Below are 26,162 nucleotides of genomic sequence, written 5' to 3' on the forward strand. Positions count from 1 at the left end.
ACGTACCAAGGAGGCGGTCATGCGGAGAGCGGACGGGAACAAGGGCGGCGCGCGGAGCGCGGGCGGCGGCGCGAGGCGCGTCGCGGACATCGTGGTCATCGGCGCCGGGTACGCGGGCATGACGGCGGCGCTGCGGCTCGACCGGCGGCACCGGATCACGCTGATCGACGCGGAGGACGCGTTCACCCAGCGGGTCCGGACGCACGAGCTGCTCGGCGACCGCGCGAGCGTGTCCACCCCGGTCGCCGAGCTGGTCCGCGGGACGGGCATCACCGCGGTCACCGCGCGCGTCACGGGCCTGGACCTGGACGGGCGGCGCGTGCTCACCGGCGACGGCCGGGCGTTCCACTACGACCACCTCGTCTACGCGCTCGGCAGCGGCACCGACACGCGCGTCCCCGGCGTCGCCGAGCACGCGCTCACCGCCGAGCGGATCGCCGGGCTGCGCGCCCGCCTGGACGGCCCCGGCGGCGAGGTCGCCGTGGTCGGCGGCGGGCTGACCGGGATCGAGCTGGCGACCGAGCTGGCCGAGACGCACCCCGCGTGGCGCGTGTCGCTGGTCAGCGGCTCCGAGCCCGGGGCGGGGCTGTCGGCCAAGGGCCGCGCCCACGTCGCGGCCGTGCTGGCGAGGATGGGCGTCCGCGTCCACAGCGGCACCCGCGTGAAGGCCGTCGAGCCGGGACGGCTGCGCGCCGCCGAGGGCGACATCGACGCCGACGTGATCGTGTGGGCGGGCTCGTTCGTCCCCGCGCCGCTGGCCGCCGAGGCGGGCCTCGCCGTGGACGGGAGGGGTCGCGCCCTCGTGGACGCGACGCTCCGTTCGACCTCGCACCCCGAGGTGTACGTCGTCGGCGACGCGGCGGCGGCCGAGGTGCCGGGCGCGGGCACCGCGCGGATGTCGTGCGCGGCCGGGATGCCGGTCGCCGCGCACGCCGCCGACGCCCTCAACGCGCGGCTGGACGGGCGCGAGCCGAAGCCGTTCCGGTTCCGGTACTTCATCCAGTGCGTCAGCCTCGGCCGCCGCGACGGGGTGATCCAGTCGGTGCGCTTCGACGACGCGCCCCGCGAGCTGATCCTCTCGGGCCGTCCCGCCGCGCTGGTGAAGGAGCTGGTGTGCCGGTTCGCGTTCGTCTCCCTCTTCCTCGAACGCCGCCGCCCCGGAACGTACTGGTGGCCGAAGGGCCCGCGCCGCGCCCTCACGCACCGCTGAGGCGCGGCGCGGGTCAGGCGGCGCGGGCCCTGCGGCGCGGGTCAGGGGAGAGCGGCCAACGCTTCGGCGGTGGCGGGGTGGGCCGCGAGGAGGGCGGCCACCGCCGGGGACGCGGCGGGCCCGAGCGCGTCCGGGGCCTGCCAGACCGGTTCGTGGCCCAGCAGGACGGCCACCGCGTCGCACGCGGCCGGATGGCTGGACAGCAGGGCCGCGACCGGCGCGTTCACGGCGGGCGCGGCCGCCTCCGCCGGCGCGGGGCGTCCCGACCACGGCGGGTCCCACGCGTCCACCCCCGCCAGGGTGGCCGGGAACGTGCGGCCCGCCTCCCGGATCAGCGGCGGCACCAGGTCGGGGGCCTGCGCGCGCAGCGTCGTGATCAGCTTCGGCAGCCACGGCAGCAGGACCGCGTCGGGCAGCCGTCCGAACGCCTTGGACATGACCTCGACCACCAGCGGCGTCAGCCCCGGCGCCGGCTCCAGCGCCTGGACGAACCCGTTCAGGTAGCGCGGGAACGCGGGCAGCACGAGCGGGTTGGCGAGCAGCCCGTCGCAGCGCTCGCGCAGGTCGGCCAGTGACAGCGCGCCGAGCTGGAAGCGGGCCGCCCACAGCAGCGCCGACTTCGCGGGCTCCTCGGGATGCGACTGCGCGACGGCGATCTCCAGTTGCGCGCGGTCGCAGCCGAGCGACAGCGCGAGGCTCTCCATGCTGAACAGGAAGCCCAGCATGGCCGCGACCTGCCGGACGCCCGTGCCCTCGTCCACGAACGCCGTCGGCAGCAGCGTGCAGTAGTGCGCGTAGCCCGCCGTGACGAACGCCGCGCACCACTCCGGCAGCTCCGGCTCGGTGGCCCGGTAGTGGGTGAGCAGCCGCCGCATCCGGCGCAGCACCTCGGGGGCCTCGTCAACGGTCCGTTCGGCGGCGAGCAGCTCGACCGCCCGCCGTCCGAGCTCGCCGGTGAACCGGCGTCCGCCGAGGTAGAGGATCGAGTCCTCGACGGCGTCGAGCGCGGTCGCGGCGGTCCCCTCCGGGTCGGCGACGGCGCGGCGCAGCCGCTGTTCGAGGACCTGCTCGACGGTGACGCCCTCGTAGCCGAGCTCGACGAGAGCCCGCTGCTCGCGGCCGATCGCCAGGTCCCAGCTCTCCTGGACGGACCGCTCGCCGAGCCGCCGCGACCCCATGATCGGCCGCGCCGCGCCGCCCGGCAGCAGCCGCCGCAGGATCCACAGCAGGTGCGAGCAGGGGACGAGCTCCGGCCGCGCGTCCAGGTCGAGCAGCGCCCGCTGGATCGTCCGCTTGCCGAGGTCGAGGCCGAGCGGCTCCAGCCGGTCGATGACGTCGCGGGCGAGCGGCGGCAGCGACTCGTACCCGACCTGCCCGATCCGGTCGCCGCCGAGCAGGATCTCGCACAGCCGCCGCACGTCGCGGCGGCCCGGCACGGTGTCCTTCTCGATGCAGGTGACCGCCGCGTCCTGGAAGTCGTACGGTGTCGGGCGGGCGCGGTTGCGCATCCCGGCGAGCAGGACGGACGTCTCGAACACCGCGATCGCGTCGGCGGTGCTGGCCGGGTAGCCGTTGCGGCGCGCGAGCCGGACGATGTCGACGCACCAGCCGAGCAGCTCGGCCTCGTCCAGCTCGTCCAGCGCCGGAGGCCGCGACAGGAACCCGGTGAGCCGGTCGGCGACCTCGGCCGCGCCGCCGGTGTCCTCGACCGCCTTCCTCGCGGTCGTGCGGGGCTTGGCGGACTTCGCGCCCTTGGCGCCCTTCGCGCCTTTCTGGCCGTTCAGCCGGAACGGCGTGACGCCGCCGCGCCGCACGGCCTTCTCCCACGTCGCGGCGGCGATCGACACCGAGCCGGACGCCAGCCCGAACTGCGCCTCGATCGCCGAGTGGCTGGACGGGATGAGCCCGTACAGCCACTCGGTCTCCGTGCGCGGAGTGATCTCGAACGGCTCGGCGCCCGGCTCCGGGTGCAGCCCGAACTGCTCGACGCGGCTCGCGGCGTGGAACGCGCCGCACACGTACAGGCAGTCGGCCGGGTCGGCGCCGGACGCGGCGAGGTGCTCGCGCATCCGCGTCCACATGTAGCGCTCGCGGTCCTCGTCGCGGTCGCCGGCCGTCCCGCGAGCCGGGCGCAGCCGCCGGAACAGGCTGCCGATCATCACCATGACCTGGCGGTACGTGGCGTGGTCGGCGCCGGTGAGGGGCTGCTCGACGTACTGGTCCCACCACTCCGACCAGTGCCGCACCTTGCCGTGGTGCAGCAGGTGCGCCTCCAGCTCGGCGAAGCGGGGCCGCAGGTCGCCGATCTCGATGCCGACCGCGTCGCCGTGCAGCGCCGCCTCGTCGGCGTCCGCCGCGTCCGCGTCCGCGTCCGCGTCGGCGCCCGGCGCGCCGTCCGTTCCGCTCTCGGGGGCGCGGGGCGTCCACTGGAAGACGTGGTCGGCCGAGCGGTCGACCAGGACCAGCTCCACGTCCGGCGTGTCGAGCGCGTAGGCGATGGCCTGGTACTCGGCGGACGCCTCGGTGATCGGCGCGACGACGCTGAGCGGCGCCCACTCGGCGGGCAGGCCCTCGGTCTCGGTCGCGAACGCCTGGAGCGCGACCGGCAGGGAGCAGTTGCGCAGCTCGGGCAGCAGCGGCGCGAGGTCCTCGCACAGCTCCAGGTAGACGACCTTCGGCCGCTTGTCGCGCAGCCGCCGCGCCATCGCCAGCGCGGAGGCGGGGGAGTGGTGGCAGACCGGGAAGATCTCCAGCTCCTCGCGCAGCGCCCGGTCGACGTCCTCGACCATCCCCGCGAGGATCTCCGGGACGGCGTCCGGGCCGTCCCCGAACGCGGCGGCGGCGCCGAGGAGCTGGTCGCGCAGCGCGCCGAACGGCTCGCTCACGACAGCGCGGCGATCGCCTCGCGACCGCCGTCCAGGAACTCCCGCCACGGCCCGTCCTCGTCCTTCCTGCCGCGCGGCTCGACCACCCCGTGCCAGAACTTGTTGAGGATCGCGAGGTCCTCGGGGCTGCGGCGGGCGAGCGACCCGACCAGCGAGCTCGCGAGGGTCCGCGCGCGCAGCGTCCGGTCGCCGAAGAACTGGCTGTGCAGGACCGCGTCCTCCAGCACGCCGATCTGCTCGGCCGTGGACAGCGCCGACTCCAGCCTCTCGTCGTCGCTGGTCGCGGACGCGGCGGCGGCGCGCAGGTCGGCGAAGCTCTGGAGCAGGATGTCCAGCAGCGTCGGCGGGAGGTCCAGCTCGATCCGGTGCCGGCGCATCAGCTCGGTCGTGCGGAACCGGACGATCTCGGCCTCGCTGCGCTTGCTGGTCACGACCGGGACGCGCACGAAGTTGAACCGCCGCTTCAGCGCGGACGACAGGTCGTTGACGCCCCGGTCGCGGCTGTTGGCGGTCGCGATGATCGAGAATCCGGGCTGGGCGAACACGATGCCGTCCTCGTCCAGCTCGGGGATCGAGACGTACTTCTCCGAGAGGATCGAGATCAGCGCGTCCTGCACGTCGCTGGTCGAACGGGTCAGCTCCTCGAACCGGCCGATCACGCCCCGCTCCATCGCCGTCATGATCGGCGAGGGGATCATCGACGCGCGGGACTGGCCCTGGGCGATCACCATCGAGACGTTCCACGAGTACTTGACGTGGTCCTCGGTGGTGCCCGCGGTGCCCTGCACGACGAGCGTGGAGTTGCGGGAGATCGCGGCCGACAGCAGCTCGGCGAGCCAGCTCTTGCCGGTGCCGGGGTCGCCGATCAGCAGCAGCCCGCGGTCGGACGCGAGCGTCACGATGCTCCGCTCGACGAAGCTGCGGTCACCGAACCACTTCTGCGCCACCTCCCTGTCCAGGCCGTCCGAACGCTCGGAGCCGAGCACGAACAGCCGGACCATCCTCGGGCTCAGCCGCCAGGAGAACGGCTTCGGGCCGTCGTCGATCGACTCCAGCCAGTCCAGCTCCTCGGCGTACTTCACCTCGGCCGGGGCGCGCAGCATCTCGTCGGTCATTCTGGGGGTCTCCTAAGCGAGGAAGTTCTTCAGCTCGAACACGAGCTTGCGGATGTGGCCCGAGATCACGGGCGTGCCGAGGGCCTTCAGGCGCTCGCGGAACCAGGGGTTCACGCTCGCGTGGCCGGAGCTGTCGACGGACCCGACGGGCAGGAACCGCACCCCGGACCGCCGCAGCCCCTCGAAGTCGCCGAGCAGCGACGGGTTGTCGTAGAAGTCGGAGATCCAGACCAGCACCGTGTCGCGCGGGTCGCTGATCTTGGGCCGGGCCAGCTCCATCGCGGCGGTCCCGTCGGTGCCGCCGCCGAGCGTCGTGCGCAGCAGCACCTCGAACGGGTCGTGCACCCACGGCGTCAGGTCGAGCGCGCGCGTGTCGTACGCGATCAGGTGCACGTCCACCTTCGGCAGTCCCGCGAAGACGGACGCCAGGATGGTGCAGTTGACCATCGCGTCGACCATCGAGCCGGACTGGTCGACGACCACGATCATCCGGGCGGGCGTGGTGCGCCTGGCGGTCCGCCGGTAGAACAGCCGGTCCACGTAGAGCCGCTCGTCCTCCGGGCTCCAGTTGGTGAGGTTCTTCCAGATCGTCCGCTCGACGTCGAGGTTGCGGAACACCCGCTTGGGCGGCACCGACCGGTCGACCTTCCCGGCGCTGGTCTGCCGCACCTGCGTGCGCAGCACCTCGGCGACCTCGTCGACGAACCTGCGGATCAGCGCCTTGGCGTTGGCGAGCGCGACGCCCGAGAGGTTGTCCTTGTCGCGCAGGAGCTGCTCGATCAGCGACATGCTCGGGCTGAGCCGGCCGGCGAGCTTGCGGTCCGCGAGCACCTCGCGCAGCCGCATCCGCTTGACCAGGTCGCCTTCGAGCTCGCCGAGGATACCCGACAGCTCGCCCGCGCCCTCCTCGCCGGCCGCCCGCCAGAACCAGCCCGCGTCCTGCTGCCACCTCGCGAGCTGCGTGGCGGACACGTCGCCGGTGCCGGTGGCGAAGACGTTGAGCAGCAGCTTGGACACCAGCGCCGCCTTCCGCACCTGCTCGCCCGGGTCCTCGGCCGTGTCCTGCCCGGTGCCGTCGGCCGCGTCCCGGGCCGTCTCCTCGGGCGCTTCCTCGGGCTCGGGCTCGGAAGTCGCGAGGAGGGCGTCGAACTCGGCGGCGAGCTCGGGGAAGCGCTGGACGAGCGAGTCGATCGACTCGGCCGGGTCGAGCAGGGCGGGCGGCAGGCCGAGGTCCTCCACCACGGCGACGCTCGCGGACTCCAGCGCGGGCTGCTCCTCGGGGTCGAAGAGCCGTGCGAGCAGGCGCCAGTAGAGGACCTGGCGGCGGTTCTCATCGGGATCGCTCATGCGCGCAGCAACCGTCCCGCCCGCTCCCGCAGCACGGCGACCGCGTCGCCGGTGCGCGCCTCGGCCTTGGCGATCTTCGGGTCGGCCGGGCCGAGCGCCCAGTCGCCGGTGTGCGCCTCGACGGGCTTCTTCTTCACGGTGGCCCGTACGGCGAGCGGCTGGACGGCCCACCGGCCGCCGTCCCACCGCATCAGCCCGACGCATTCGGTGGACGCCGCCACCAGCGCCGGGGTCAGCGGCCCGCAGGCGGGCAGCCGGCCGGTGTCGATCGCGAGCGTCGTGCCGTCCAGCTCCAGCGTCTCGCGGCGCGCCTTGTAGCCCTCCAGCAGAACGGGCTCGGCGATGCGGACCGGATGCCGGTCGAGCGGCGGTACGGGCGGCGCCACCGCCCGCGGCAGCACGACCCGCGCGGTGGCGAACGGGTCGGCGGGCTCACCCGCCGACGCCCGGTCGTCGTGCCACAGCAGGTCGCCGCCCGCCAGCAGCGGCATGTCCTTGAGGTTCAGGGTCAGCCGCCCGGCGAGCGCGCCCATCAGCACCGGGTGCCCCGTGAGCAGCCGCCACACGGCGGGCCCGACGATCGTGTCGACCTTGGCCGCCGTGACGCTCGTCCGGACGAGCCGGGCCGCGTCCCTGGTCTCAAGGACCCCGTGCACCTGCGCCTGGACGGCCGTGCCGTGCTCGTGGACGTCGACGCCGAGCACGAGCAGCCGTCCGGACACGGTCTCGGCCGGCTCCTCCTCGCCCGCGCCGCGGGCGAGCAGCACGGCCCGCGTCCACAGGTCGGCCCAGCGGCGGGCCGGGACCCGTTCCAGCGTCGCGACCGGGCAGGACGCCCGCAGCTCCGCCGCGAGCCCGTCGAGCAGGACCGCCTGCCGCCGCAGCGCGGGCCGCGCGAGCAGCGCCTCCAGCGTCGGGTCGGCCGACGACACCAGGTCGTGGTCGACGCCGCGCCACCCGGTGATGGCCAGCTCGGTGAGCCAGGACCGGCACCCGGCGAGCAGGTTGGCGGCCGTGTCCTCGCCGCGTCCGGGCTCCCGCCACTCGGCGCGCTCGCGTCCGGCGCAGCCGTCCAGCCGGGCGAGCAGCGCGTCGTGCACCGCGCCGAACAGCGCCGCGCGCCCGCCCGCCAGCGCGGCGAGGTGCTCCTCGGCCACCGCGCCGCTCGCGATCTTCGCGGCGGCCTCGCCCGCCGCCGCCCGAGCGGGGTGCCCGCCAGGGCGCCGGCGAACGAGGCGAGCGCCGCCGCGCGGCCCTCGGTGAGCCGACCGAGCCCGTACGTCAGGGCGTCGTCGAACTCCGCCACCAGCCCGAGCGCCTCGTCCACGCCCGCAGGGGCTCCGGTGGCCAGCTCCGCGAGGCCCGCCATCAGACCGCCGCCCCGGACGCCGGGAACCAGTGCATCTCGGGCACCGGCGCGACCGCGTCGGGCACCTCCAGGTAGGCCAGGTGCCGCAGGAAGCGGCTGAACACCGCCGCCGCCGTCGCCTGCTCGGCCTGCCCCTGGAGCCTGCTCACGAGCGTGTCGCCCTCGCCGACCTCGACCCGCAGGTAGCGGGCGACGCGCTCCAGCCCGTACTGGACGACGGCCTCGTTGGCGAGCGCCACCAGGTGCTTGCAGGGCCGCCCGTAGAGCCCGCCGCACGGCCGGTTGTTGTTGGTGCTGCAACTGAAGTCGTGCGTCCCGGCGGTGAACGACGAGACGTACACCCGCCGCAGGTCCGAACCGCTGGACACCACGCCCTGCAACCGCCCGTCGGCCAGCTCGACGAACGGCACCTTGGCCAGCTTGCGGGGCCGCGCCGGCGGCACCACCCGCACCGCGCTCCGCCGCTCCAGCGCGTCCCCGTCAACGTCCCCGTCGTCCGCTCCGTCGATCATGTCCGGGAAGCTACAACAGCCCACCGACAACGGGCCCGCGAACGCGCGTCCCCGCGAAAACCCCCTGGTGGGAAGGGGTTCAGGCGGTGTCGATGTTGGCCATGTACGACGCGTTGCCCTGCTCGCCGGCGGCGGCGCCGGGCGGCACCAGCTCCTCCAGCCGCTCGAACGCCGAGGCGTCGAGGTCGAGGTCCGCGGCGGTGGCGTTCGCGCGGGCGTTGGCGGCCCGCCGGGTGCCGGGGATGGGGAACGTGCCGCGGTGCAGCAGCCAGGCGAGGGCGAGCTGCGCCGTGGTGACGCCGTGCCCGGCGGCCAGCGTCGCGACGGAGTCGGCCAGCGAGACGTTGCGGGCGAGGTTGTCGCCCTGGAAGCGCGGGTTGCCGCGCCTCCAGTCGGACCCTTCGAGGTCGGCGTCGCCGCGGACCGTCCCGCCGAGGATGCCGCGGCCGAGCGGGCTGTAGGCGACGAACGCGACGCCGAGCTCCTCGCAGACCGGGATGATCTCCTTCTCGGGGCCGCGGTTGAACGGGGAGTACTCCGTCTGGAGCGCGGTGACCGGGTGGACGGCGTGGGCGCGGCGGAGCGTCCGCGTCGAGACCTCCGAGAGCCCGATGTGGCGGATCTTGCCCGCGCCGACCAGCTCGGCCAGCGCGCCGACGGTGTCCTCGACGGGCGTCGTCGGGTCGAGGCGGTGCAGGTAGTACAGGTCCACGCGGTCCGTGCGCAGGCGGCTCAGGCTGGCGTCGAGGGCCCGCCGGACGTGGTCGGGACGGCCGAGGCCGGGGATCAGGACGCCCCGCTCGTCCTGGTTCCCGCCGAACTTGGTCGCGAGGACGACGTCGTCGCGGCGGGCGCCGAGGACGCGTCCGATGAGGCGCTCGCTCGCGCCGTCGCCGCCGTAGATGTCGGCCGTGTCGATCAGCGTGTACCCCGCGTCGAGCGCGGCGAGGAACGTCTCCTCGGCCTCGGACTCGGTGACGGACCCGTACGTGCCCGGCGCCAGCGTCATCGCGCCGAAGCCGACGACGGACGAGCGGGGGCCGTGCTTGCCAAGGGTGCGGTAGCGCACTGGTGGTTCTCCTTCGCCGTTCGGTTACGCCGTCGAGCCTGCCAAGCGCCGCCGCGCCCGCACAGTGCCCGCCGCTGACTAGCCCCGGGAGGACTAGGCACGGGAGGGCACACTTGGAGGCATGGCAACGCGTGAGATGGCGGCCTTCCTGCGCTCCCGGCGCGACCGCGTGCGGCCGGGGGCGGTGGGCCTGCCCGAAGGGGAGCGCAGGCGCGCGCCGGGGCTGCGGCGCGCCGAGGTCGCCCTGCTCGCGGGCATCAGCCCGGACTACTACATGCGGCTGGAGCAGGGCCGGGCGGGCCGCCCGTCGCCGTCGGTGCTGGACGCGCTCGCCCGCGTCCTCGGGCTGGACGACGACGAGCGCGACCACCTGTACCGGCTCGCCGAGCCGTCGCCCGCGCACCGGGGCGGGGAGGACGGGCGCGTCGAGGCGCGGGTGCGGCGGCTGCTCGACGTCATCGCCCCCGTCCCGGCGTACGTGGTCAACGGGCGGCTCGACGTGCTCGCCTGGAACGCGATGGCGGCGGCCCTGCTGTGCGACCTCGCCGAGCAGCCCGAGCCGAGCCGCAACATGCTCCGGTACGCCTTCCTCGACCCGCGCTCCCGCGCGTTCTACGCCGACTGGGAGACCATCGCCCTGCACGGCGTCGCGCAGCTCCGCACCGCGACCGGGCAGCAGCCGGGCGACCCGGCCACCGAGGCGCTGATCGCCGAGCTGGACGCGGAGTCCCCGGAGTTCCGCGCGTGCTGGGAGCGGCAGGACGTCAAGGGCCCCGGCTCCGGCAGCAAGACGTACCGGCACCCGGTCGTCGGAACGGTCACGCTCGACTACGTCGGCATGGTCCTGCCGGGCGGCGGCGACCTCCAGTTCGTCACGCTGACCGCGCCGGAGGGCAGCCCGTCCCAGGACGCCCTCGACAAGCTCGCCGACGGCCTCGGCTGACCGCGGCGCCCGGTGTCGGGACCCCGCGACCGTCAGAGGGTGACCGGCAGGGCGGTCAGGCGCCAGGTGCCCGGGTCGGGGGCGCGCAGGTCCTCCAGCGGAACGGTCGGCGCGAGGCCGGGGAAGCGCGCCAGCAGCGCGGTCAGCGCGACCTCGGTCTGCACGCGGGCGAACGACGCGCCGAGGCAGAAGTGCGGCCCGTACGAGAAGCCGAGGTGCGCCGCCTCGCCCGCGCGCGGGTCACGTCGAGCCGTTCGGGATCGTCGAAGACGCGCGGGTCGCGGTTGGTCGCGGCGACCGCGGCGGTGACCGCCTCGCCCTTCGCGACGGGGACGCCGCACAGCTCGACGTCCTCGCGCGCGTAGCGGGGGATCGTCAGCAGCACCGGCCCGCAGTAGCGGATCAGCTCCTCGACGGCGCGCGGCATCAGCCCCGGGTCGGCGCGCAGCGCGGCGAGCTGGGCCGGATGCTCCAGCAGCGCGCCGACGGCGTTCGCGATGAGGTTCGTCGGCGTCTGGCCCGCGAGGACGAGGTGCCAGACGAGCGTGACGAGCTCGGCGTCGTCCAGCCGGTCGCCGTCCTCGGCGCGGACGCGGATGAGCGTGGACAGCAGGCCGCCGTCGGGGTCGGCGCGCCGGTGCGCGATCGCGGCCCGCGCGCCGTCCATGATCCCGGGGATCGCCTCGGCGAAGCCCTGGCCCGCGCCGGACGCGACGGTCGCGCCGTACGCGCGCCACCGCTCGCGGTCCGCCTCGGGGATGCCGACCATCTCGCAGATCACGTCCATCGGCAGCGGCCGGGCGAAGTGGGGGAGCAGGTCGACCGTGCCGTTCTCGGCATGGTCGGGGAGCCGGTCGAGCAGGGCGTCCACCAGGGGCTCGACGCGGGGACGGAAGCCGGCGGCGCGGCGCGCGGAGAACGCGGGCGACACGAGCCCGCGCAGCCGGGCGTGCTCGGGCGCCTCGCGCTCGCTCATCGTCCGCATGTACGGCTTGCAGTGCTCGGGGACCTCGGGCGGCATGAAGCTGCCGGAGTTCATCTCGAACCGCGCGTCGCCGAGCATCGCCTTCGCGGCGTCGTGGCGCGTCAGCGCCCACATCGGCATGCCGGGGACGTTCAGCCTGGCGAGCGGCGAGCGCTCCCTGGCCTCCCCGTACGCGGTGAACGGGGCGCGGACCACGGTCGGGTCGGTGAGGTCGAGCTCGGGGATCGAGGGGCGGTCGCCGTCGGCGCGCATGGGCTCTCCTTGGGGGATTCGGATGATAAAAACACATGATCTCATCATCTGAATGGCGACGGTATCTTGGCGGCGGCCGGAGGGCAAAGCGGGACGGCGTGCGGGACGCCCGGGGGAGAGCCCCGGGACCGGGAGGGCGGGACGACCATGGCGCGGCTGACCAGGGCACGGGCGCAGGAGCTCAACCGCGCCAAGGTGCTGGCCGCGGCCCGCGAGGAGTTCGCCGAGCTGGGCTTCCGCGACGCCAAGATCGACGGCATCGCCGAGCGCGCCGGGCTGACCCGCGGCGCCGTCTACTCCAACTTCCCGGGCAAGCGCGCGCTCTACTTCGCCGTCCTGGCCGACCTCGCGGAGAGCGCCCCCGGCCGCCCGCGCCCGCCGGGCCGGGGGCGACGGCGGGCGAGGCGCTCGCCGCGTTCGCCCGCGCCTGGATCGCGCGGCTCCCGCTCACCACCGAGCGGGACGGCGCGGAACGGCTCGCCATGGACCTGATGCCCGAGGTCCTCGCCGACGAACGGACCCGGCAGGCGTTCGCCCAGCTCATGAAGCTGAACGCGCTCCTGCTCGGGCTGGCCCTGGAGGGCGCCGCGGGCTCGCGGCGAGGGGCGCGCCGGGTCCGGACCGCCGAGGCCGTCCTCACGACCCTGCACGGCGTGGACCAGATGGCCGCCGCCGCGCCCGGCTTCACCGACCCGTTCGACGTCGTCGCCGTCTGCGAACGGCTCGCGGGCCTCGACCTCGGCGGCGGTTGGCCGCTGCCCCACCTCTCGCACGTCTCGCCCGCCCGCGCGGTGGACGGTCCGGACTGGACGCCGCCGCCCGCGACCGACGCGGTGAGCGGCGAACCGCTGGAGCCCGCGCCCGAGGGCGTCGTGGCCGTCCTCGGGCTGCACCGGCTGGAGGCCGCCGAGGAGGCCGTCCGCGCGGCGCCGCCCGGAGCCGCCGTCACCGCCGTCCTCGTCACCGGCGACCCCGCCGAGCTGGCGCCGCTCGCCCGGCTGGCCGTCGCCGGCCTGTGCGGCTGCCTGCGCGAGGCGTTCGCCCCGGCGGCCCGGCCGCGGCTGCGGGTCGTCCACGACGAGACCGGGGCGGTCGCCGCGGCGGCCGGCGTCCCGGCGGTCGGCGACGCCACCGAGACCGCCGTACGGATCGAGGGCGGACGCGTCGTCGCCCGCGCGGACGGACGAGGCGCGGCCCACGCCGCCGCGTCCTTCGACCCCTCCCGCGCATCCGGCTGATCACCCGGGAGACGCCGCCCCGCGCGGCCGGTCGGTCAGTCGGTCAGGTCGCGGCGTAGCCCGCTACGAGCTGCTCCAGCACTGCGGGCGCGTCGGCCGGGTCGGGGCAGAACGCGGAGAAGTTGACGTTCACGGTGGTCGCGCCCGCCGCGCGCAGGGCGGGCACCGCCGCGAGGCTGCCCGCGAGGTCGGGGCGGCCCGACGCGTCCCGGACGATCGGCAGCGAGCCCTGCACGCGCAGCGTCGCGGGGTCGCGCCCGGCGTCCGCGAGCGCGCCGCGCAGCAGTTCGGCGCCGCGCGCGACGCCCTCGACCGTCTCGCCCATGATCGGGATCCAGCCGTCGCCGAACCGGACGATCCGGTCCACGTTCCGCGCGTGCGTCGTTCCGCTGACGAGCAGCGGGACCCCCTCGGGCCGCACCGGCCGGGGCTCGCACCACACCTCCCCGAACGAGACCGTCTCGGACTCGTACGTCGCGGGCGAGGCCCGCCACAGCGTCCGGCACGCGCCCATGAGGTCGGTCAGCATGCGGCCCCTGGCCTCCCAGGGCAGGCCCGCCGCGTCGTACTCCGCGCGCTGCCAGCCCGTCCCGACGCCGAGCTCCAGCCGTCCGCCCGACATCTGGTCCAGCGTCGCCGCCGTCTTCGCGAACACCGCCGCGCCGCGCAGCGCGGGGATGACGATGCCGGTGGCGAGCCGGATCCGGGACGTCGCGCCGGCGATCGCGCCGAGCACGGTCAGCGGCTCCAGCCAGGGCATCTCCGGCGTCCCGGGGAACGGCCCGGTGGGGTAGGCGGAGGTGTCGCGGCCCATCACGACGTGGTCCACGACGACGACCCGTTCGACGCCCGCGTCCTCGGCGGCCTTCGCCAGGTCCACCAGACCGCGCCATCCGCCGGCCGGCGCGGCGGCGTAGTTCGGCAGCGTGATCGAGAGCATGCCGATCAACCTACCGTGCGCTTGGTCGAGTACTGGCGGCGGCGGCCATCTCGCGGATGGAGAGTCCGGGGGTAAAGTTCCGGCCATGACGGGAAGCCTGGAGCCGGACGCCGGCAAGATGCGCGCCTCCCACGAGGACCGGGACGAGGTCGTCGAGCGGCTCAGGGACGCGGCGGGCGACGGCCGGCTCGCCCCCGAGGAGCTCGACCAGCGGCTGGAGCTCGCGCTCACCGCCCGCACCCAGGGCGAGCTGGAGGTGCTGGTCCAGGACCTGCCCGCCGCCGTCCGGACGGACAGGCCCGCCGCCAAGGACCTCGTCCGGCTGCACGCCAACATGGGCAACGTCGAGCGCACCGGCGCCTGGGCCGTCCCGCGCCGGCTGGAGGCCGAGGTCCGGATGGGCAACGCGGTCATCGACCTCACCGAGGCCGTCGTCGCGCACCCGGTGCTCGACATGGAGGTCGAGGTCAGCCACGGCAACCTCCGGCTGATCGTCCCGCCCGAGGTCGCCGTCGAGGTCGACGAGGTCTCGGTGCACGCCGGCAACGTCAAGCGGAGGCGTTCGAAGGGCGGCGACGGCACCGTCCGGCTCCGCGTCAACGTCTCGGGCACCGTCCGGCACGGCAACGTCATCGTGCGGGGGCCCCGGCGGACGTTCCTGGAGTGGCTGCTCCGCCGTCCGGCCGGGTCTCGCTGAGCAGGGCCGCGAGCGCGGCGTTCTCCGCGCGCAGCCAGTCGAGCAGCACGCGCAGGCGCTCGTCGGGCAGGTCCGCCAGGCCGGTGCAGTCGGGGAACGGCGCGCCGCGCAGCGGCTCGACGAGGGTCCGCCGCCGGTCGCGCGCGTCGCGGACGCGGCGGGCGAGGCCCGCGGCCTCCAGGCGGTCGATCACCGCGGTGATCGCGCCGCCCGTCGTGAGGCCGAGGCGGCGCGCGAGGGCGCCGGGCGTCTGCGCGCCGTCCAGCGCCAGCGCGGTGGCGCACAGCGCCTCGTTCAGCGTCAGGCCGAGCCGCGCGGCGATCGCCCGGTAGAGCAGCAGGCTCCACCGGGCGCGGTGCCGGGCCAGCTCCTCGGACGGGCGCACTACTTCTCGTTCTCCCGCTTGAACTGCTCCTCCAGGTGCAGCAGCAGGTCCCGCTCGTCGGGGGCGAGGTCGGCGTAGGCGGTGATCACGTCGGGCGGCGGGAGCCTGCGGTGGTCGCGCCGCCGCGCCGCCGCCGCGGCCGACTCGGCGGACGCCGCGCGCAGGGCGGCGTAGACCTCGGCGGTCGGCCAGGCGTTCGCGCCGACGTACATCAGCCCGCGCTGGAGGCCGCGCAGCATCCGCCACAGAGCCCCGCTCCTCGGTTCGTTCTCTCGCATCCGGGCCTCCGGTCGTGGATCCTGCGCCCGAGCCTCGCGGCGCCGGGTCTCCGGCCGGTCGAGAGTCGCTGGACCTCCGGTCGGCTGGCCCTGGACTATCTGCCTCCAGCTAATAAACATGTACTCTGTTTTCATGGCGAACCAGGCTGACGCCCCCCGCCGACCGGCTATCTCCTCTGGCACGTCTCGCTGCGCTGGCGCGTGGCGATGGACCGCGCTCTCGCCCCTCTCGGCCTCACCCACGCGCAGTACGCCGTGGTCGCCTCCCTCTACGCGATGGAGCGGGGCGGCGCGCGGCCGAGCCAGCGGCAGCTCGCCGACTACAGCGGGCTGGAGCCGATGTACGTGTCGAGGCTCGCGCGCGTCCTGGAGAAGGCGGGGCTGATCGTGCGCACCGACAACCCGGCCGACCCGCGGGCCGTCCAGATGTCGCTCACCGAGGAGGGCGTGCGGGTCGTCGAGGCCGCCGTCGTCGAGGTGCGCGAGCTGGAGGAGCGCTACCTGGAGCCGCTCGGCGGCAGCGGCGGCGCGGCGAACGTCGAGCTGAGGCGGGCCTTGCAGACCCTGCTCCGGCACGCCGACGCGATGGGCGGCACGCCCGCGCCCACCGCGTTCAGCGGCATGGCGTGACCCCTCGTCCCGGGCCGGCGCGGGGACGCCGCGGGCCCGAGGTTCAGGGGTCCTCCAGCCGCCGTTGAGCCCGGCGGGCCAGTGTGCGGCGCACAGAGGCTCGGAGGACGCGAGGTGCCCATGAACGACGACCAGACCACGGGTGCGGAGAGCACCCTCGACGACCTGTGCCGGCGGGCGGCCGAGCTGATCGGCGCGACCGCGGGCCCGTTGAAGAGCGTGCGCCTCCGGTCGGGGGACATGAGCGTCGAGGTCGAGTGGCCCGACGCCGCGCCGAGCGCGCCCGCCGGCGTTCCGGTGGCGAACGGCGCGATGGCGGCCTTTCCCGGCGTGGCGCCGCCGGGCGTTCCCGGCGGCGGCGCGATCGCCGAGAGCGGCGCGATCGCGGCCGCGGCGGTCGCGACCGCGGGGGACGGGGCCGCGGCGGCGGTGGTCGCCGCGGACCCGGGGACGTTCGAGGTGACCGCGCCGCTCGTCGGCACCCTGTACCGCGCGCCGTCGCCCGGCGCGCGGCCCTTCGTCGAGGTCGGCGACGACGTCGAGGAGGGGCAGCAGGTGGCGATCGTGGAGGCGATGAAGCTCATGAACCCGGTGACGGCCGAACGGCCCGGCCGCGTCGTGGAGGTCCTCGTGGACGACGCGGGCACGGTCGAGTACGGGCAGCCGATCCTGCGGCTCGCGCCCCCGTCCGACGACTGACCGCGGTGCGGGCACGCGCGCGGAGGGCGGGGCGCCGGCGGATCGCCGGCGCCCCGCTTTGTGCGCGCCGGGGACCGGAGTTCCGATCACGCGAAGATCAAGAAAAACTCGCGGACGTTGAGAGTTGCACGGTCACAGGCCGGTTCCGGCCATCGGGTTTCCGGGGTGCCTGCGCGTATGATTCTAGAGTTCATCTGACAGTCGATTCGACAAAGCCGTGATCCGAATGATGACCGCACCGGGATGGGAAAGATCGGCCCTGCAAAAGTCGATCGCCACTCCGAACGATATTCGGTTGTCACTTATCGCGGCTCTGGCTTAGGCTGCGTTAAGCAATTATGTCCACCGTGTAATGCGGGGATGACGGGGGTATGACCATGGGGGAGCGTGCCGGACGATGTCACTAATCGTCATGCCGCGCACTCGGGGAGTTCGCGGGGCATTAATGAATAGCTGGCTCCAGCTATTCGGGGCCGGGTAACGGGGAGATGACCGCAGGTCCGGGCGCGAGCGGTCTTCGAGTGTGCTCCGAGCCGCCGGTGTGCATGGTGTGGCGGTGATCGAGCCGGTGGCCGCCAAGGTCGTGACCTCGGGGAAACAGGTCCGGCCGGAGGCGCCCCCGCTCGGCGCGCCGGAATGCCGGGGTCGCGATTATATAGATCACCGGACGCGGGCTCAAGGGGCCGTTGGTTTTATGCGTGGCCAGACCTCGACGGGGGGAGTTGTTGCCTCTTTGCAGGATCGGGTTAACAATCTGCGTGTTGATCGTTCCCGCGGGAGAACGTCGCTCACCAAGGTGAACAGGATCAGGGGAGACGGACGGAGCATGCATTTTCGGATTCTCGGCCCGCTGTGGGTCGCCAACGGGGGTGTGGAGATAACTCCGACCGCCCCAAAGGTGCGGCAGGTGCTCGCGTTCCTGCTCGTGCGGTGCGGAAAGCTCGTTCAGGTCGGAGAACTCATCGACGAGCTCTGGGGGGAGAGCCCGCCCAACAGCGCGATGACCACACTGCAGACCTACATCTACAAACTACGTAAGGACGTGCTGGAGCACTGCGGCTCGGCCGAGCTCCACACGAGGGTCTCCGGATACCTGCTCGACGTCTCCGCCGACCTCGGCGACCTGCGCCGCTTCGACTCCCTGGCCCAGGAGGGCCGCGCCGCCCTGGACGACGGCGACGCGATGCTCGCCGCCGACCGGCTCTCCGAGGCCCTCGCCCTGTGGCGCGGGCCGGCGCTCGCCGACGTCGCGGTCGGCGACATCCTGTCCGCCCACGTGACCCGGCTGGAGGAGGAGCGGCTGCGCGTCCTCGAGCAGCGGATCACCGCCGACCTCGAACTCGGCCGCCACCAGCAGCTCGTGAGCGAGCTGAAGATGCTGGTGTCCGAGCACCCTCTGAACGAGCGCTTCTACGCCCACCTCATGGTCGCCCTCAACCGTTCCGGCCGCCGCTACGAGGCCCTGGAGGTCTACCAGGGGCTGCGCCGGATGCTCGTGGACGAGCTCGGCATGGAGCCGTCCGCCTCGGTGCAGCGCCTGCACCTCACCCTCCTCAACTCCGACACCACGGCCGGGAACGGCGCCGGCGCGCCGCTCGTCCCCGTCTCCGCCCCCGTGTCCTCCGATCTCCTCCTGGTGCCGGCGCAGCTCCCCCCCGACATCCCAGACTTCGTCGGCAGGGAGGACGTGCTGGAACGGATCCACGGGGGGCTGCTCGACTCGGGCGGGGACGGGACGGCGGGCCGCGCGGTCTGCATCTCCGGGATGCCCGCCGTCGGCAAGACCACCCTGGCGCTGCGCGCCGGCCACGCCAACCGCGCCGAGTTCCCGGACGGCCAGCTCTACGCCGATCTGCGCGGGACGTCGGAGAACCCGGCCGACCCCCACCAGATCCTGGAAGGTTTCATCCGCGCGATCGGGGTGCCCGCGCACGAGGTCCCCGAGAGCCTCCAGGAGCGCAGCAAGCTGTTCCGCACGTGGAGCATGGGCGCTCGGCTGCTCGTCGTCCTGGACGACGCCCTCTCGGTGTCGCAGATCGCCCCGCTGCTCCCCGCGTCCCCCGGCAGCTCGGTGATCATCACGACCCGGTGGGGGCTCTACAGCCTGCCCGGGGTCCGCCACGTCGAACTGGAGGAGATGACGGACGACGAGGCCGTCGAACTGCTGGAGTCGGCGAGCGGGCGGCCCTACCACGGGTCCGAGCGGCGCGCCGCGGAACGGGCGGCCGAGCTGTGCGGGCGCCTGCCGATCGCGCTGCGCAGCCTCGGGTCCCGGATGGCCGCGATGCGCAACTGGCCGATCGGCAAGCTCGTCGCGCAGCTCGACGACCCGGCGGGCCGGCTCGACGTGCTCGCGTTCGCCGACCTGGACGTACGGGCCCGGTGCGCGGCCGGCTACCGGCGGCTGGACCCGCAGGACCGCAGCATGTTCCGGCTGATCAGCCTGCTGCCCCCGCCGGACTTCACCGCCGACACCGCCGCCCGCCTGGTGGGCGCTGGCACCGACCTGGTGGAGGCGCAGCTCATCCGGCTGGCGGGCTGCCACATGCTGGCGGTCGCCGACGCGAGCGGCGGCGAGATCCGCTACCGGATGCACGAGCTGGTGCGGCTGTTCGCGCGCGAGTGCCTCGACCAGGAGTTCCTGGAACCCATGCGGGCGCAGGCCCGCAGCGTGGCGATGCCCGACGAGCGGACGCTGCTCGACGTGCGCGCCGACGAGGCGCGCGCGCACGGGCCCGAGGTGGTCGAGCTGGACGCGGGCGACCACGGCCACGAGCTCGAACCGGTGGACCGGCGGGTGTGCCGGGCCATCGATCCCGAGCACCGGCAGGCCCGTCCGCACCACTCGAACGGGCTCGTCAGGGCGCTGGAGGGCTGAGCACGGCCCGGGCCGGGGGCGGCCCGGGCCCCAGCCGGGTCCCGTCCGGTTTCCATCCCGCGTCCAGCGGGGGTCGAGACCGGCCCGCGACAGTGGTGCCACCGGTAGCTAGGGAGAGAAGATGTCGAGATTCACGGTGGACGACGTCAGACGGATTCTGCGGGACTGCGCGGGCGAGCCCGACACCATCAGGCTGGACGACGACATCAGCGCCGTCAGCTTCGAGGAGATGGGGTACGACTCGCTGGCCGTCCTGGAGCTGGCGGCCCGGATCCAGCAGGAGTTCCTGGTGGCGATCTCGGACGAGATGGCGGCCGAGCTCCCCACCCCCGATGCCGTCGTGGGCTATGTCAACTCCCGCATCGCCGCCGCGTAGCCGGCGGCCCGCCCCGCCCGCCGCGGACGCCCCGGCGGACGCCCAAGCGGACGGCCAGGCGGACGGCCAGGCCCCGACGGACGATCCGGCGCGTGCGGGCGCCCCGGCCGGGACCGCACCGGACCCGGTCGGGCGCGTGCGCGTGCTGGTGTACGCGAGCGCGCCCGGGGCGGACGCGTCGGCGGTCGAGGCGGCCTACCACACGATCAGCCGGGCGCTCGACGGGACGCCCGGACTGCTCGGCAACGTGCTGATGCGCTCGCTGCTCGACCCGGCCGCGTTCGTGGTCATGAGCGAGTGGCGCGACATCGCGTCGTTCCGGACCTGGGAGGAGGGCGCCGGGCACCGCGACGTCACCGCGCCCCTCCGCCCCCTCCAGGACAGCGCCGCGGGCCAGGGCTCGGCCTTCGGCGTCTACGAGATCACCGCCGCCTACTGACGGCCCGGACCAGAGAGCGGAGGCGCCCCGGCGCCTCCGCTCTCCCTGTTTGCGGGCGGACCGCGACCCGTCCGGCGGTCGAGCCGGATTCGAGCGGCGGGCGGCACTGTGTGCGGGTTCCGATCACGAATCTGCGGGAGGGCCGCGCACATGGACCGGATGCTGGGGAGACGGGACGCGCTCAAACTGAGCGCGGCGGGGGCGGCGGGGATCGCGGTCCCGGGCGTGCTGGGCGCGCGCTCGCTGCGGCGCGCGTTCGCCGCGGGGCCGGCGGCGCCGGCGTTCACCAGGCCGCTCGCGCTGCCGCGCGTGCTGCGGCCGGTGCGGCGGACGATGACGACCGACTACTACGAGATGGCGGTCCGGGAGGCCGAGACCGAGATCCTGCCGGGCGTGAAGACGCGGGTCGTCGCCTACGACGGAAGCTTCCCGGGGCCGACGATCCGGGCGCTCAAGGGCCGCCGCGTGGTCGTCCGGCAGTCGAACGACCTGGACATGGACGTCTCGACGCACCTGCACGGCGGGCACGTCTCGCCCGGCGACGACGGGCACCCCGCGTTCCCGGTCGCGCCCGGCGACGCCCGCGACTACACCTACCCGAACGCGCAGCCCGCGGCGACGCTCTGGTACCACGACCACGTGCACCACATGGAGGCCGAGATGGTCTTCCGCGGGCTGTCGGGGCTGTACGTCATCGACGACCCGATGGAGTGGGCGCTCGGCCTGCCGAACGGCGCGTACGACGTGCCGATCGTGATGCGCGACATCCACCTGGACGACGCGGGCCAGATCGTCTGGGAGATGGGCGACTTCCAGAACCGCAACACGATCCTGGTGAACGGCCGCACGCAGCCGTACTTCGAGGTCGCCGCCCGCAAGTACCGGCTGCGGCTGGTGAACGGGTCCAACATGCGGTTCTTCAACCTGAGCCTGTCCAACGGCGGCGACCTGACCGTCATCGGCGGCGACGGCGGGCTGCTGCCCGCGCCGCAGACCGTCAAGAGCGTGCAGCTCTCGGCGGGCGAGCGCGCGGACGTGGTCGTCGACTTCGGCGCCTACGAGCCGGGCACGCGGATCGTCCTGACCAACGCGTTCGGGACCGACGCCGCGACGCGGGAGATCATGCGGTTCGACGTCGGGAGCCCGGTCCGGGACCGCAGCCGCGTCCCGGACCGGCTCGGCCGCACCCTCGCCCTGCCGGACGCGGACGTCACCCGCGACGTCGTCATGGACTTCAACCCGGCGACGAACGAGTGGACGATGGACGGCCGGGCGTTCGACATGAACCGCGTGGACATCAAGATCAAGCGCGGGCAGACCGAGATCTGGCGGGTGAAGAGCGACAGCACGCACCTGCCGGTGCCGCACAACATCCACCTGCACGGCACCCACTTCGAGGTGCTCGACCGCGACGGGCGGCCGCCCGCGCCGCACGAGACGGGCCCGAAGGACACCGTCGCGGTGATGGCGGGCAGCACCGTGCGGATCAAGGTCAGGTACGACCGGTACCTCGGCCGCTACCTCTACCACTGCCACCTGCTCGATCACTCCGCGATGGGGATGATGGCGCAGGCCGAGATCGTCGCGTAGGGCCACCACCGCGGCTCCAGGGGAGTTCTAGCCGGGCGCGGCACCGTTCGAGCCGTACCCGGGCCGCCCGGCCGGAAGCGCGCCGCCTCCGCCGCGAGCGGGCCGCCCCGGCCGGAACCGGGCCACGTCCACGGAGGGATACCAGCATGGCGGGACACACCGAGAACGAGATCGTCATCAACGCGCCGATGGGCCTGGTCTGGGACATGACCAACGACGTCGAGTCGTGGCCCACGCTGTTCAGCGAGTACGGCGCCGCCGAGATCCTGGAGCGCGACGGCGCGACCGTCCGGTTCCGGCTCTCGCTGCACCCGGACGAGACCGGCACCGTGTGGAGCTGGGTGTCGGAGCGCACGCCCGACCCCGAGACGCGCACCGTGCGGTCGCGCCGCGTCGAGACCGGCGTGTTCGAGTACATGAACCTGTTCTGGGAGTACGAGCAGGTCGACGGCGGCGTCCGGATGCGCTGGACGCAGGACTTCACGATGAAGCAGAGCGCCCGATCGACGACGAGGGCATGACCGCGCGGCTCAACCGCAACACCGGGATCCAGATGGCGCGGATCAAGCGGATCGTCGAGGAGGCCGCCGAGCGCGCCGCGGGCGGGGTCCGCTTCGACCACCAGGGCCGCCGCGTGCTGGTCACCGGCGGGACGCGCGGCATCGGCCGCGGCATCGTGCTCGCGTTCGCCCGCGCGGGCGCGAACGTGGTGACCTGCCACCGCTCCGACGGCCCCGCCGTGGACAGCCTGGTCAAGGAGCTGTCCGAGACACCGGGCGACCACAAGGTCGTCAAGGCCGACATCGGGAACGAGGCCGACATCGAGCGGCTGATCGGGGAGTGCCGGGCGCACCTCGGCGGCATCGACGTCGTGGTCAACAACGCCGGCAGCATCAGCCACGTGCCGTTCGACAAGCTGGACGCGGACGAGTGGCGGCGGGTGCTGGACGTCAACCTGACGGGAACGTTCCTCGTCGTGCAGAAGGCGCTGCCGATCCTCACCCCCGGCGCGTCGATCATCAACATCGGCTCCAAGGTCGCGAGCGTCGGCATCCCGCTGCGCTCGCACTACACCGCGTCCAAGGCCGGGCTGGTCGGCCTCACCCGCTCGCTCTGCAAGGAGCTCGGCCCGAAGGGCTACCGGGTCAACATCGTCGCGCCGGGCCCGGTGGAGACCGAGGAGGAGGTGACGCCGGAGGTGCGGGAGCGGTACGAGCGGCTCACCGCGGTCGGCCGGCTCGGCGTCCCCGGGGACATCGCCGGCCCGGTGCTGTTCCTGGCCAGCGACCTCGCCGCCTTCATGACCGGCGAGACCATCAACGTCGACGGAGGGATCTGAAGATGGCGGACGAGAGCATCTTCCGGGTCATGCTCCGGATGAACATCCATCCGGGCATGGAGTCGGACTTCGAGGAGACCTGGTACAAGGTCGGGCACGCGATCACCGAGCACCGGGCGAACATCTGCCAGTGGCTCGCCCGCGACGCCGACGACGCCAGCGTCTACCACGTGATCAGCGACTGGGTGGACGAGCCCGGGTTCCGCGAGTTCGAGCGCAGCGACCAGCACCTCGCGCACCGCACCAAGCTGCACCCGTTCCGCAAGACGGGCACGATGGCGACGATGCACGTGGTGGTCGAGATGGACGGCCAGGCCCGCGCGGCCGGCGCGGCGGCCCGTCCCCCGAGCCCGCCGCGCGCCCGTAGTCGCACGGCGGGCGTCCAGCGGGGCGCGAGCGTTCCTCAAGTCCGGCTGATCACTGTTCCGGACAGGTGAGAACGCCGAGAGGAGACGCCATGACAAGTGACATCGGCCGCCGGAACCTGATCGGCAAGGGCCTGCCCGCGGCCGGGGCGGTGGCCCTGCTGGGCACCGCGCTGGCCCCGGGCCGGGCGAGCGCCGAGGAGGCCGGTACGGGGCTGCGGCTGCACCCCCTGGTCGGCACGTGGACGACGGTGACGACGATCGAGGGCTCGACGCGCCCGCCGGAGGAGGGGATGTTCGCCTACAACGCGGACGGGATCCTCAGCGGCACGGACGCGTCCAGGGTCACCGGCTTCGGCACCTGGAAGGCGACGGGACCCGCCTCGTTCGCCGTGGAGTACCGGCACTACGTGGTCCAGAACGACGCGATCGGCGGCACGGTCGTCGTGACCATGACCGGGACCGTCACCTCGGCGACCTCGTTCACCGAGAGCGGCGAGGCCAAGCTGGTCGCCCCGGACGGGACCGTGATCCTCACCCACAAGGCCAAGTCGGTCGGGACCAGGTTCGGCTTCGCCCCGCCGAGGATCGGCCGGGCCTGACCCTCCGCACGCCGGTCCGCGGCGTGCCGCCCGCGCGGGTCGCCCCCCGCGCGACCGGGGCCGCCCCCGGGCGGCGGCGCGCCGCGGCCCGGTGCCGGACGCCGAGCTAAGGAGACAGAGCGTGATCGGGAACGCGTTGACGATCGTGGCGCTGGCCGGGAGCGGGCTCACCGCGGGCGTGCTGCTGGCGGTGGCCATCAGCGTCGTCCCGGCGATGGCGGCGGTGTCGCCGCCGCTGTACGTGCGCTTCCACCAGCTGCTCGGCCGCAACTGGGATCCGACGATGCCCGCGATCGTGCTGACGTCCGCGCTGACCAGCGCCGTGCTCGCGGCGGTCGGGGACGGCACGCCGGCGCGGGTGCTGTTCGGTCTCGGCGCCGGGCTGCTGGTCGCGGTGTCCGGCGTGTCCCACCTGTTGAACGTTCCGCTGAACCGCCAGGTCAAGGGCCTGGACCCGGACGCGCCGCTGCCCGCGGACTGGCGCGACCCGCGGGCGGAGTGGCGCCGCTGGCATCTGCTGCGCACCGCGCTCGCGATCTCCGCGCTGCTGGTGAACGCCCTGGCCGTCGTGGCCTGAAAGGTGGACGAACGATGAGTGCGACGCAGGACACGAATGCGACGCGGGACACGAGTGCGGCGCGGGGACGCGAGCTCGGCTTCGTCGGGCTCGGGGTGATGGGCGCCGGGATGGCGGCGCGGCTGCTGGAGGCCGGCCACCGGGTGCGGGTCTACAACCGGACGGCGGAGAAGGCGGCGCCGCTGCTGGCCGCCGGGGCGCGCGCGGCGGCGACGGCGGCCGAGGCCGCCGAGGGCGCGGACGCGGTCGTGGTCAGCCTCGCCGACGAGGCGGCGGTCGAGGCGGTCGTGTTCGGCGACGCGGTGCGCGGCCTCGCCGCCGGGACGCCGGTGATCGACACCTCCACGGTGACGCCGGCGTTCGCGCGGGACGCGGCGCGCAGGCTCGCCGACCTCGGCGTGCGGCGCGTCGAGGCGTGCGTGCTCGGCAACCCGCTCCAGGCCCGTTCGGGCGAGCTGCGCGTGATGACCGCCGGGGACCCGGCGGACGCCGAGGCGGTGCGGGACGTGCTGGAGGCGCTCGGGCAGGAGGTGCGGCACTTCGGCCCGGCGGGCGCCGCGGCGACGATGAAGCTCGTGCTGAACGTGCTGATCGGCGCGGAGATCGCCGCGCTGGCCGAGGCGGTCGCGCTCGGCGAGAGCGGCGGCCTGGACCGCGACGCGGTGCTGGAGTGCGTCGGCGCGAGCGGCGTCAGCTCGATGGTGATGAGCTTCCGCGCGGCGATCATGCGGCAGCGCCGGTACGAGCCCGCGGCCTTCCGCAGCAGCCTGATGGCCAAGGACCTGCGGTACGCGCTCGGGCTGGCGGAGGCGGCGGCCACCGGGCTGCCGCTCGCCGAGCGCGTCCTGGAGATCGTGGCGCGGGCGGTCGAGCGCGGCGACGGCGACAAGGACCTCGCGGTCCTCGCCGAGCACGCCGGCGGCGTGCCCGCCGCGTAGCCGGGCGGAGCCGCAGGGGCGGCGGTACGGCGACGCGCCGTACCGCCGCCCTTTCGCGCGCCGGAAAACGGCTCCGGCGCGCATGTGCGCGGGCGAATAGCTGATCACAGATAATGGCGCGGAAAACGGCTCCGAAGGCCGGTCGCTGCCCGGTAGTCCAGCGATACTCAAGCGGGCGAGTGTGCGATATCGGGACGAAGTCATCTCGAACTCTGGAGGGCCGATGCCGTACGCAGCGATCACCTACCGGGTGAAGCCGGGGAGCGAGGACGCGCTCGCCGAGCTCTTCGCCGGTTTCCAGCGCGTGGACACGCCGGAGATGCGCGACGAGAACGGGGAGAGCGCCGGGCGGCTGCTCGGCACCGCGGTGTTCGTCAAGGACGAGTTCATGGTCCGCGTCATCCACTACGAAGGGGACTTCGTCGCGATCGCCCAGCACATGGCGCGCCAGCAGGGCGTGCACAACACCGAGGAGAAGCTGGCCCCTTCCTGACCCACCGGAAG

28 protein-coding genes and 2 pseudogenes are annotated in these 26,162 nt (G+C 74.1%); 18 read left to right on the forward strand and 12 right to left on the reverse strand.

The features are described 5' to 3' along the window. Positions 1 to 19: 19 nt before the first annotated feature. Positions 20 to 1,210 carry an NAD(P)/FAD-dependent oxidoreductase gene (locus tag GEV43_RS23050; protein WP_160822462.1) on the forward strand — a complete coding sequence of 397 codons (1,191 nt, stop codon included), beginning with the start codon at positions 20 to 22 and terminating at the stop codon, positions 1,208 to 1,210. A gap of 41 nt (positions 1,211 to 1,251) precedes the next feature. Here GEV43_RS23050 and GEV43_RS23055 read toward each other — a convergent pair whose 3' ends face one another. The 6 genes from GEV43_RS23055 to GEV43_RS23080 form a co-directional block, all read right to left on the reverse strand. Then, entirely contained in the window at positions 1,252 to 4,095 is a 2,844-nt protein-coding gene (locus tag GEV43_RS23055) for a DUF5682 family protein (RefSeq protein WP_160822463.1), read from the reverse strand. Beyond that, on the reverse strand, positions 4,092 to 5,210 hold the full coding sequence (locus GEV43_RS23060) for an AAA family ATPase (protein WP_160822464.1): 1,119 nt from the start codon (positions 5,208 to 5,210) through the stop codon (positions 4,092 to 4,094). The genes GEV43_RS23055 and GEV43_RS23060 overlap by 4 nt, the downstream gene beginning before the upstream one ends. 12 nt (positions 5,211 to 5,222) lie before the next feature. After that, entirely contained in the window at positions 5,223 to 6,557 is a 1,335-nt protein-coding gene (locus GEV43_RS23065; protein ID WP_160822465.1) for a VWA domain-containing protein, read from the reverse strand. After that, positions 6,554 to 7,714, reverse strand: coding sequence for a hypothetical protein (locus GEV43_RS23070; protein ID WP_241683014.1), 1,161 nt, complete (start codon positions 7,712 to 7,714; stop codon positions 6,554 to 6,556). The genes GEV43_RS23065 and GEV43_RS23070 overlap by 4 nt, the downstream gene beginning before the upstream one ends. A 211-nt stretch (positions 7,715 to 7,925) precedes the next feature. Next, a complete protein-coding gene (locus GEV43_RS23075) occupies positions 7,926 to 8,438 on the reverse strand; it encodes a hypothetical protein (RefSeq protein ID WP_160822466.1) in 513 nt (170 codons plus the stop codon). A gap of 79 nt (positions 8,439 to 8,517) precedes the next feature. Then, complete coding sequence (locus tag GEV43_RS23080; RefSeq protein WP_309239788.1) at positions 8,518 to 9,507, reverse strand: aldo/keto reductase; 990 nt, start codon at positions 9,505 to 9,507, stop codon at positions 8,518 to 8,520. Between the two features lie 121 nt (positions 9,508 to 9,628). Between GEV43_RS23080 and GEV43_RS23085 the strand changes: the two genes are divergently transcribed. Continuing rightward, positions 9,629 to 10,450 carry a helix-turn-helix transcriptional regulator gene (locus GEV43_RS23085; protein ID WP_160822467.1) on the forward strand — a complete coding sequence of 274 codons (822 nt, stop codon included), beginning with the start codon at positions 9,629 to 9,631 and terminating at the stop codon, positions 10,448 to 10,450. A gap of 32 nt (positions 10,451 to 10,482) precedes the next feature. On the opposite strand, the gene GEV43_RS53280 is transcribed toward GEV43_RS23085, so the two are convergent. The 3 genes and pseudogenes from GEV43_RS53280 to GEV43_RS53285 all read right to left on the reverse strand — a co-directional run. Then, positions 10,483 to 10,614 carry a cytochrome P450 gene (locus GEV43_RS53280; RefSeq protein ID WP_254715869.1) on the reverse strand — a complete coding sequence of 44 codons (132 nt, stop codon included), beginning with the start codon at positions 10,612 to 10,614 and terminating at the stop codon, positions 10,483 to 10,485. 6 nt (positions 10,615 to 10,620) lie between these two features. Then, positions 10,621 to 10,791: pseudogene (locus GEV43_RS56205) on the reverse strand (hypothetical protein); the annotation flags it as partial. Then, positions 10,746 to 11,735: pseudogene (locus GEV43_RS53285) on the reverse strand (cytochrome P450); the annotation flags it as partial. The pseudogenes GEV43_RS53285 and GEV43_RS56205, both read right to left, overlap by 46 nt. Positions 11,736 to 11,834: 99 nt before the next feature. Here GEV43_RS53285 and GEV43_RS55035 point away from each other — a divergent pair. Then, on the forward strand, positions 11,835 to 12,179 hold the full coding sequence (locus GEV43_RS55035; protein WP_309239789.1) for a helix-turn-helix domain-containing protein: 345 nt from the start codon (positions 11,835 to 11,837) through the stop codon (positions 12,177 to 12,179). Next, positions 12,170 to 12,925 (forward strand): hypothetical protein, encoded by a 756-nt coding sequence (locus GEV43_RS23095; protein ID WP_309239790.1) that lies wholly within the window; start codon positions 12,170 to 12,172, stop codon positions 12,923 to 12,925. The genes GEV43_RS55035 and GEV43_RS23095 overlap by 10 nt, the downstream gene beginning before the upstream one ends. A gap of 43 nt (positions 12,926 to 12,968) precedes the next feature. Here the strand turns inward: GEV43_RS23095 and GEV43_RS23100 are convergent, their stop codons facing one another. After that, on the reverse strand, positions 12,969 to 13,865 hold the full coding sequence (locus GEV43_RS23100) for a TIGR03619 family F420-dependent LLM class oxidoreductase (protein ID WP_160822468.1): 897 nt from the start codon (positions 13,863 to 13,865) through the stop codon (positions 12,969 to 12,971). Between the two features lie 85 nt (positions 13,866 to 13,950). Here GEV43_RS23100 and GEV43_RS23105 point away from each other — a divergent pair, with 85 nt between their 5' ends. Continuing rightward, the gene (locus tag GEV43_RS23105) at positions 13,951 to 14,562 is read left to right on the forward strand and encodes a DUF1707 domain-containing protein (RefSeq protein ID WP_160822469.1); all 612 of its coding nucleotides are present in this window, start codon (positions 13,951 to 13,953) and stop codon (positions 14,560 to 14,562) included. On the opposite strand, the gene GEV43_RS23110 is transcribed toward GEV43_RS23105, so the two are convergent. Next, positions 14,495 to 14,947: a MarR family transcriptional regulator gene (locus GEV43_RS23110; RefSeq protein ID WP_160822470.1), complete on the reverse strand. Its 453-nt coding sequence runs from the start codon at positions 14,945 to 14,947 to the stop codon at positions 14,495 to 14,497. The genes GEV43_RS23105 and GEV43_RS23110 overlap by 68 nt on opposite strands. Beyond that, complete coding sequence (locus tag GEV43_RS23115) at positions 14,947 to 15,225, reverse strand: hypothetical protein (RefSeq protein WP_160822471.1); 279 nt, start codon at positions 15,223 to 15,225, stop codon at positions 14,947 to 14,949. Before GEV43_RS23115 ends, GEV43_RS23110 begins: the two co-directional genes overlap by 1 nt. Before the next feature lie 207 nt (positions 15,226 to 15,432). Between GEV43_RS23115 and GEV43_RS23120 the strand changes: the two genes are divergently transcribed. The 13 genes from GEV43_RS23120 (at position 15,433) to GEV43_RS23175 (ending at position 26,151) form a co-directional block, all read left to right on the forward strand. After that, positions 15,433 to 15,855, forward strand: a complete 423-nt coding sequence (locus GEV43_RS23120) for a MarR family winged helix-turn-helix transcriptional regulator (RefSeq protein WP_160822472.1) — start codon at positions 15,433 to 15,435, stop codon at positions 15,853 to 15,855. A gap of 120 nt (positions 15,856 to 15,975) precedes the next feature. Further along, the gene (locus GEV43_RS23125) at positions 15,976 to 16,554 is read left to right on the forward strand and encodes a biotin/lipoyl-containing protein (RefSeq protein WP_160822473.1); all 579 of its coding nucleotides are present in this window, start codon (positions 15,976 to 15,978) and stop codon (positions 16,552 to 16,554) included. 826 nt (positions 16,555 to 17,380) lie between these two features. Beyond that, complete coding sequence (locus GEV43_RS23130; RefSeq protein ID WP_160822474.1) at positions 17,381 to 19,432, forward strand: AfsR/SARP family transcriptional regulator; 2,052 nt, start codon at positions 17,381 to 17,383, stop codon at positions 19,430 to 19,432. A gap of 121 nt (positions 19,433 to 19,553) precedes the next feature. After that, entirely contained in the window at positions 19,554 to 19,808 is a 255-nt protein-coding gene (locus GEV43_RS23135; protein WP_160822475.1) for an acyl carrier protein, read from the forward strand. A gap of 136 nt (positions 19,809 to 19,944) precedes the next feature. Next, positions 19,945 to 20,247 (forward strand): antibiotic biosynthesis monooxygenase family protein, encoded by a 303-nt coding sequence (locus GEV43_RS50810; protein ID WP_309239791.1) that lies wholly within the window; start codon positions 19,945 to 19,947, stop codon positions 20,245 to 20,247. 159 nt (positions 20,248 to 20,406) lie between these two features. Next, complete coding sequence (locus tag GEV43_RS23145; protein WP_160822477.1) at positions 20,407 to 21,837, forward strand: multicopper oxidase family protein; 1,431 nt, start codon at positions 20,407 to 20,409, stop codon at positions 21,835 to 21,837. A 146-nt stretch (positions 21,838 to 21,983) separates the two neighbouring features. Further along, positions 21,984 to 22,358: an SRPBCC family protein gene (locus GEV43_RS46935; RefSeq protein ID WP_164717145.1), complete on the forward strand. Its 375-nt coding sequence runs from the start codon at positions 21,984 to 21,986 to the stop codon at positions 22,356 to 22,358. Continuing rightward, positions 22,355 to 23,176 (forward strand): SDR family oxidoreductase, encoded by an 822-nt coding sequence (locus GEV43_RS47640; protein ID WP_309239792.1) that lies wholly within the window; start codon positions 22,355 to 22,357, stop codon positions 23,174 to 23,176. The genes GEV43_RS46935 and GEV43_RS47640 overlap by 4 nt, the downstream gene beginning before the upstream one ends. Before the next feature lie 2 nt (positions 23,177 to 23,178). Next, complete coding sequence (locus GEV43_RS23155) at positions 23,179 to 23,613, forward strand: antibiotic biosynthesis monooxygenase (RefSeq protein ID WP_160822478.1); 435 nt, start codon at positions 23,179 to 23,181, stop codon at positions 23,611 to 23,613. Between the two features lie 20 nt (positions 23,614 to 23,633). Next, positions 23,634 to 24,143, forward strand: coding sequence for a hypothetical protein (locus GEV43_RS23160; protein WP_160822479.1), 510 nt, complete (start codon positions 23,634 to 23,636; stop codon positions 24,141 to 24,143). Positions 24,144 to 24,264: 121 nt separating this feature from the next. Next, entirely contained in the window at positions 24,265 to 24,720 is a 456-nt protein-coding gene (locus GEV43_RS23165; protein ID WP_309239793.1) for a DUF1772 domain-containing protein, read from the forward strand. 14 nt (positions 24,721 to 24,734) lie between these two features. Then, positions 24,735 to 25,658: an NAD(P)-dependent oxidoreductase gene (locus GEV43_RS23170; protein ID WP_160822480.1), complete on the forward strand. Its 924-nt coding sequence runs from the start codon at positions 24,735 to 24,737 to the stop codon at positions 25,656 to 25,658. Positions 25,659 to 25,881: 223 nt separating this feature from the next. After that, entirely contained in the window at positions 25,882 to 26,151 is a 270-nt protein-coding gene (locus tag GEV43_RS23175) for a SchA/CurD-like domain-containing protein (protein WP_241683015.1), read from the forward strand. The last annotated feature ends 11 nt before the right edge of the window (positions 26,152 to 26,162 follow it).

The organism is Actinomadura sp. J1-007, from assembly GCF_009793335.1.
Classification (GTDB): Bacteria; Actinomycetota; Actinomycetes; order Streptosporangiales; family Streptosporangiaceae; genus Spirillospora; species Spirillospora yumaensis.

What these genes read in the sequence shown, in the direction of transcription:
- GEV43_RS23170 (WP_160822480.1), top strand. Translation starts at nt 24,735, where the DNA reads ATGAGTGCGACGCAGGACACGAATGCGACGCGGGACACGAGTGCGGCG.
- GEV43_RS23085 (WP_160822467.1), top strand. Translation starts at nt 9,629, where the DNA reads ATGGCAACGCGTGAGATGGCGGCCTTCCTGCGCTCCCGGCGCGACCGC.
- GEV43_RS23175 (WP_241683015.1), top strand. Translation starts at nt 25,882, where the DNA reads ATGCCGTACGCAGCGATCACCTACCGGGTGAAGCCGGGGAGCGAGGAC.
- GEV43_RS23075 (WP_160822466.1), bottom strand. Translation starts at nt 8,438, where the DNA reads ATGATCGACGGAGCGGACGACGGGGACGTTGACGGGGACGCGCTGGAG.
- GEV43_RS23100 (WP_160822468.1), bottom strand. Translation starts at nt 13,865, where the DNA reads ATGCTCTCGATCACGCTGCCGAACTACGCCGCCGCGCCGGCCGGCGGA.
- GEV43_RS23120 (WP_160822472.1), top strand. Translation starts at nt 15,433, where the DNA reads ATGGACCGCGCTCTCGCCCCTCTCGGCCTCACCCACGCGCAGTACGCC.
- GEV43_RS23145 (WP_160822477.1), top strand. Translation starts at nt 20,407, where the DNA reads ATGCTGGGGAGACGGGACGCGCTCAAACTGAGCGCGGCGGGGGCGGCG.
- GEV43_RS23135 (WP_160822475.1), top strand. Translation starts at nt 19,554, where the DNA reads ATGTCGAGATTCACGGTGGACGACGTCAGACGGATTCTGCGGGACTGC.
- GEV43_RS23160 (WP_160822479.1), top strand. Translation starts at nt 23,634, where the DNA reads ATGACAAGTGACATCGGCCGCCGGAACCTGATCGGCAAGGGCCTGCCC.
- GEV43_RS23060 (WP_160822464.1), bottom strand. Translation starts at nt 5,210, where the DNA reads ATGACCGACGAGATGCTGCGCGCCCCGGCCGAGGTGAAGTACGCCGAG.
- GEV43_RS23115 (WP_160822471.1), bottom strand. Translation starts at nt 15,225, where the DNA reads ATGCGAGAGAACGAACCGAGGAGCGGGGCTCTGTGGCGGATGCTGCGC.
- GEV43_RS23095 (WP_309239790.1), top strand. Translation starts at nt 12,170, where the DNA reads ATGGACCTGATGCCCGAGGTCCTCGCCGACGAACGGACCCGGCAGGCG.
- GEV43_RS23065 (WP_160822465.1), bottom strand. Translation starts at nt 6,557, where the DNA reads ATGAGCGATCCCGATGAGAACCGCCGCCAGGTCCTCTACTGGCGCCTG.
- GEV43_RS46935 (WP_164717145.1), top strand. Translation starts at nt 21,984, where the DNA reads ATGGCGGGACACACCGAGAACGAGATCGTCATCAACGCGCCGATGGGC.
- GEV43_RS23155 (WP_160822478.1), top strand. Translation starts at nt 23,179, where the DNA reads ATGGCGGACGAGAGCATCTTCCGGGTCATGCTCCGGATGAACATCCAT.
- GEV43_RS23130 (WP_160822474.1), top strand. Translation starts at nt 17,381, where the DNA reads ATGCATTTTCGGATTCTCGGCCCGCTGTGGGTCGCCAACGGGGGTGTG.
- GEV43_RS55035 (WP_309239789.1), top strand. Translation starts at nt 11,835, where the DNA reads ATGGCGCGGCTGACCAGGGCACGGGCGCAGGAGCTCAACCGCGCCAAG.
- GEV43_RS47640 (WP_309239792.1), top strand. Translation starts at nt 22,355, where the DNA reads ATGACCGCGCGGCTCAACCGCAACACCGGGATCCAGATGGCGCGGATC.
- GEV43_RS23050 (WP_160822462.1), top strand. Translation starts at nt 20, where the DNA reads ATGCGGAGAGCGGACGGGAACAAGGGCGGCGCGCGGAGCGCGGGCGGC.
- GEV43_RS23105 (WP_160822469.1), top strand. Translation starts at nt 13,951, where the DNA reads ATGACGGGAAGCCTGGAGCCGGACGCCGGCAAGATGCGCGCCTCCCAC.
- GEV43_RS23125 (WP_160822473.1), top strand. Translation starts at nt 15,976, where the DNA reads ATGAACGACGACCAGACCACGGGTGCGGAGAGCACCCTCGACGACCTG.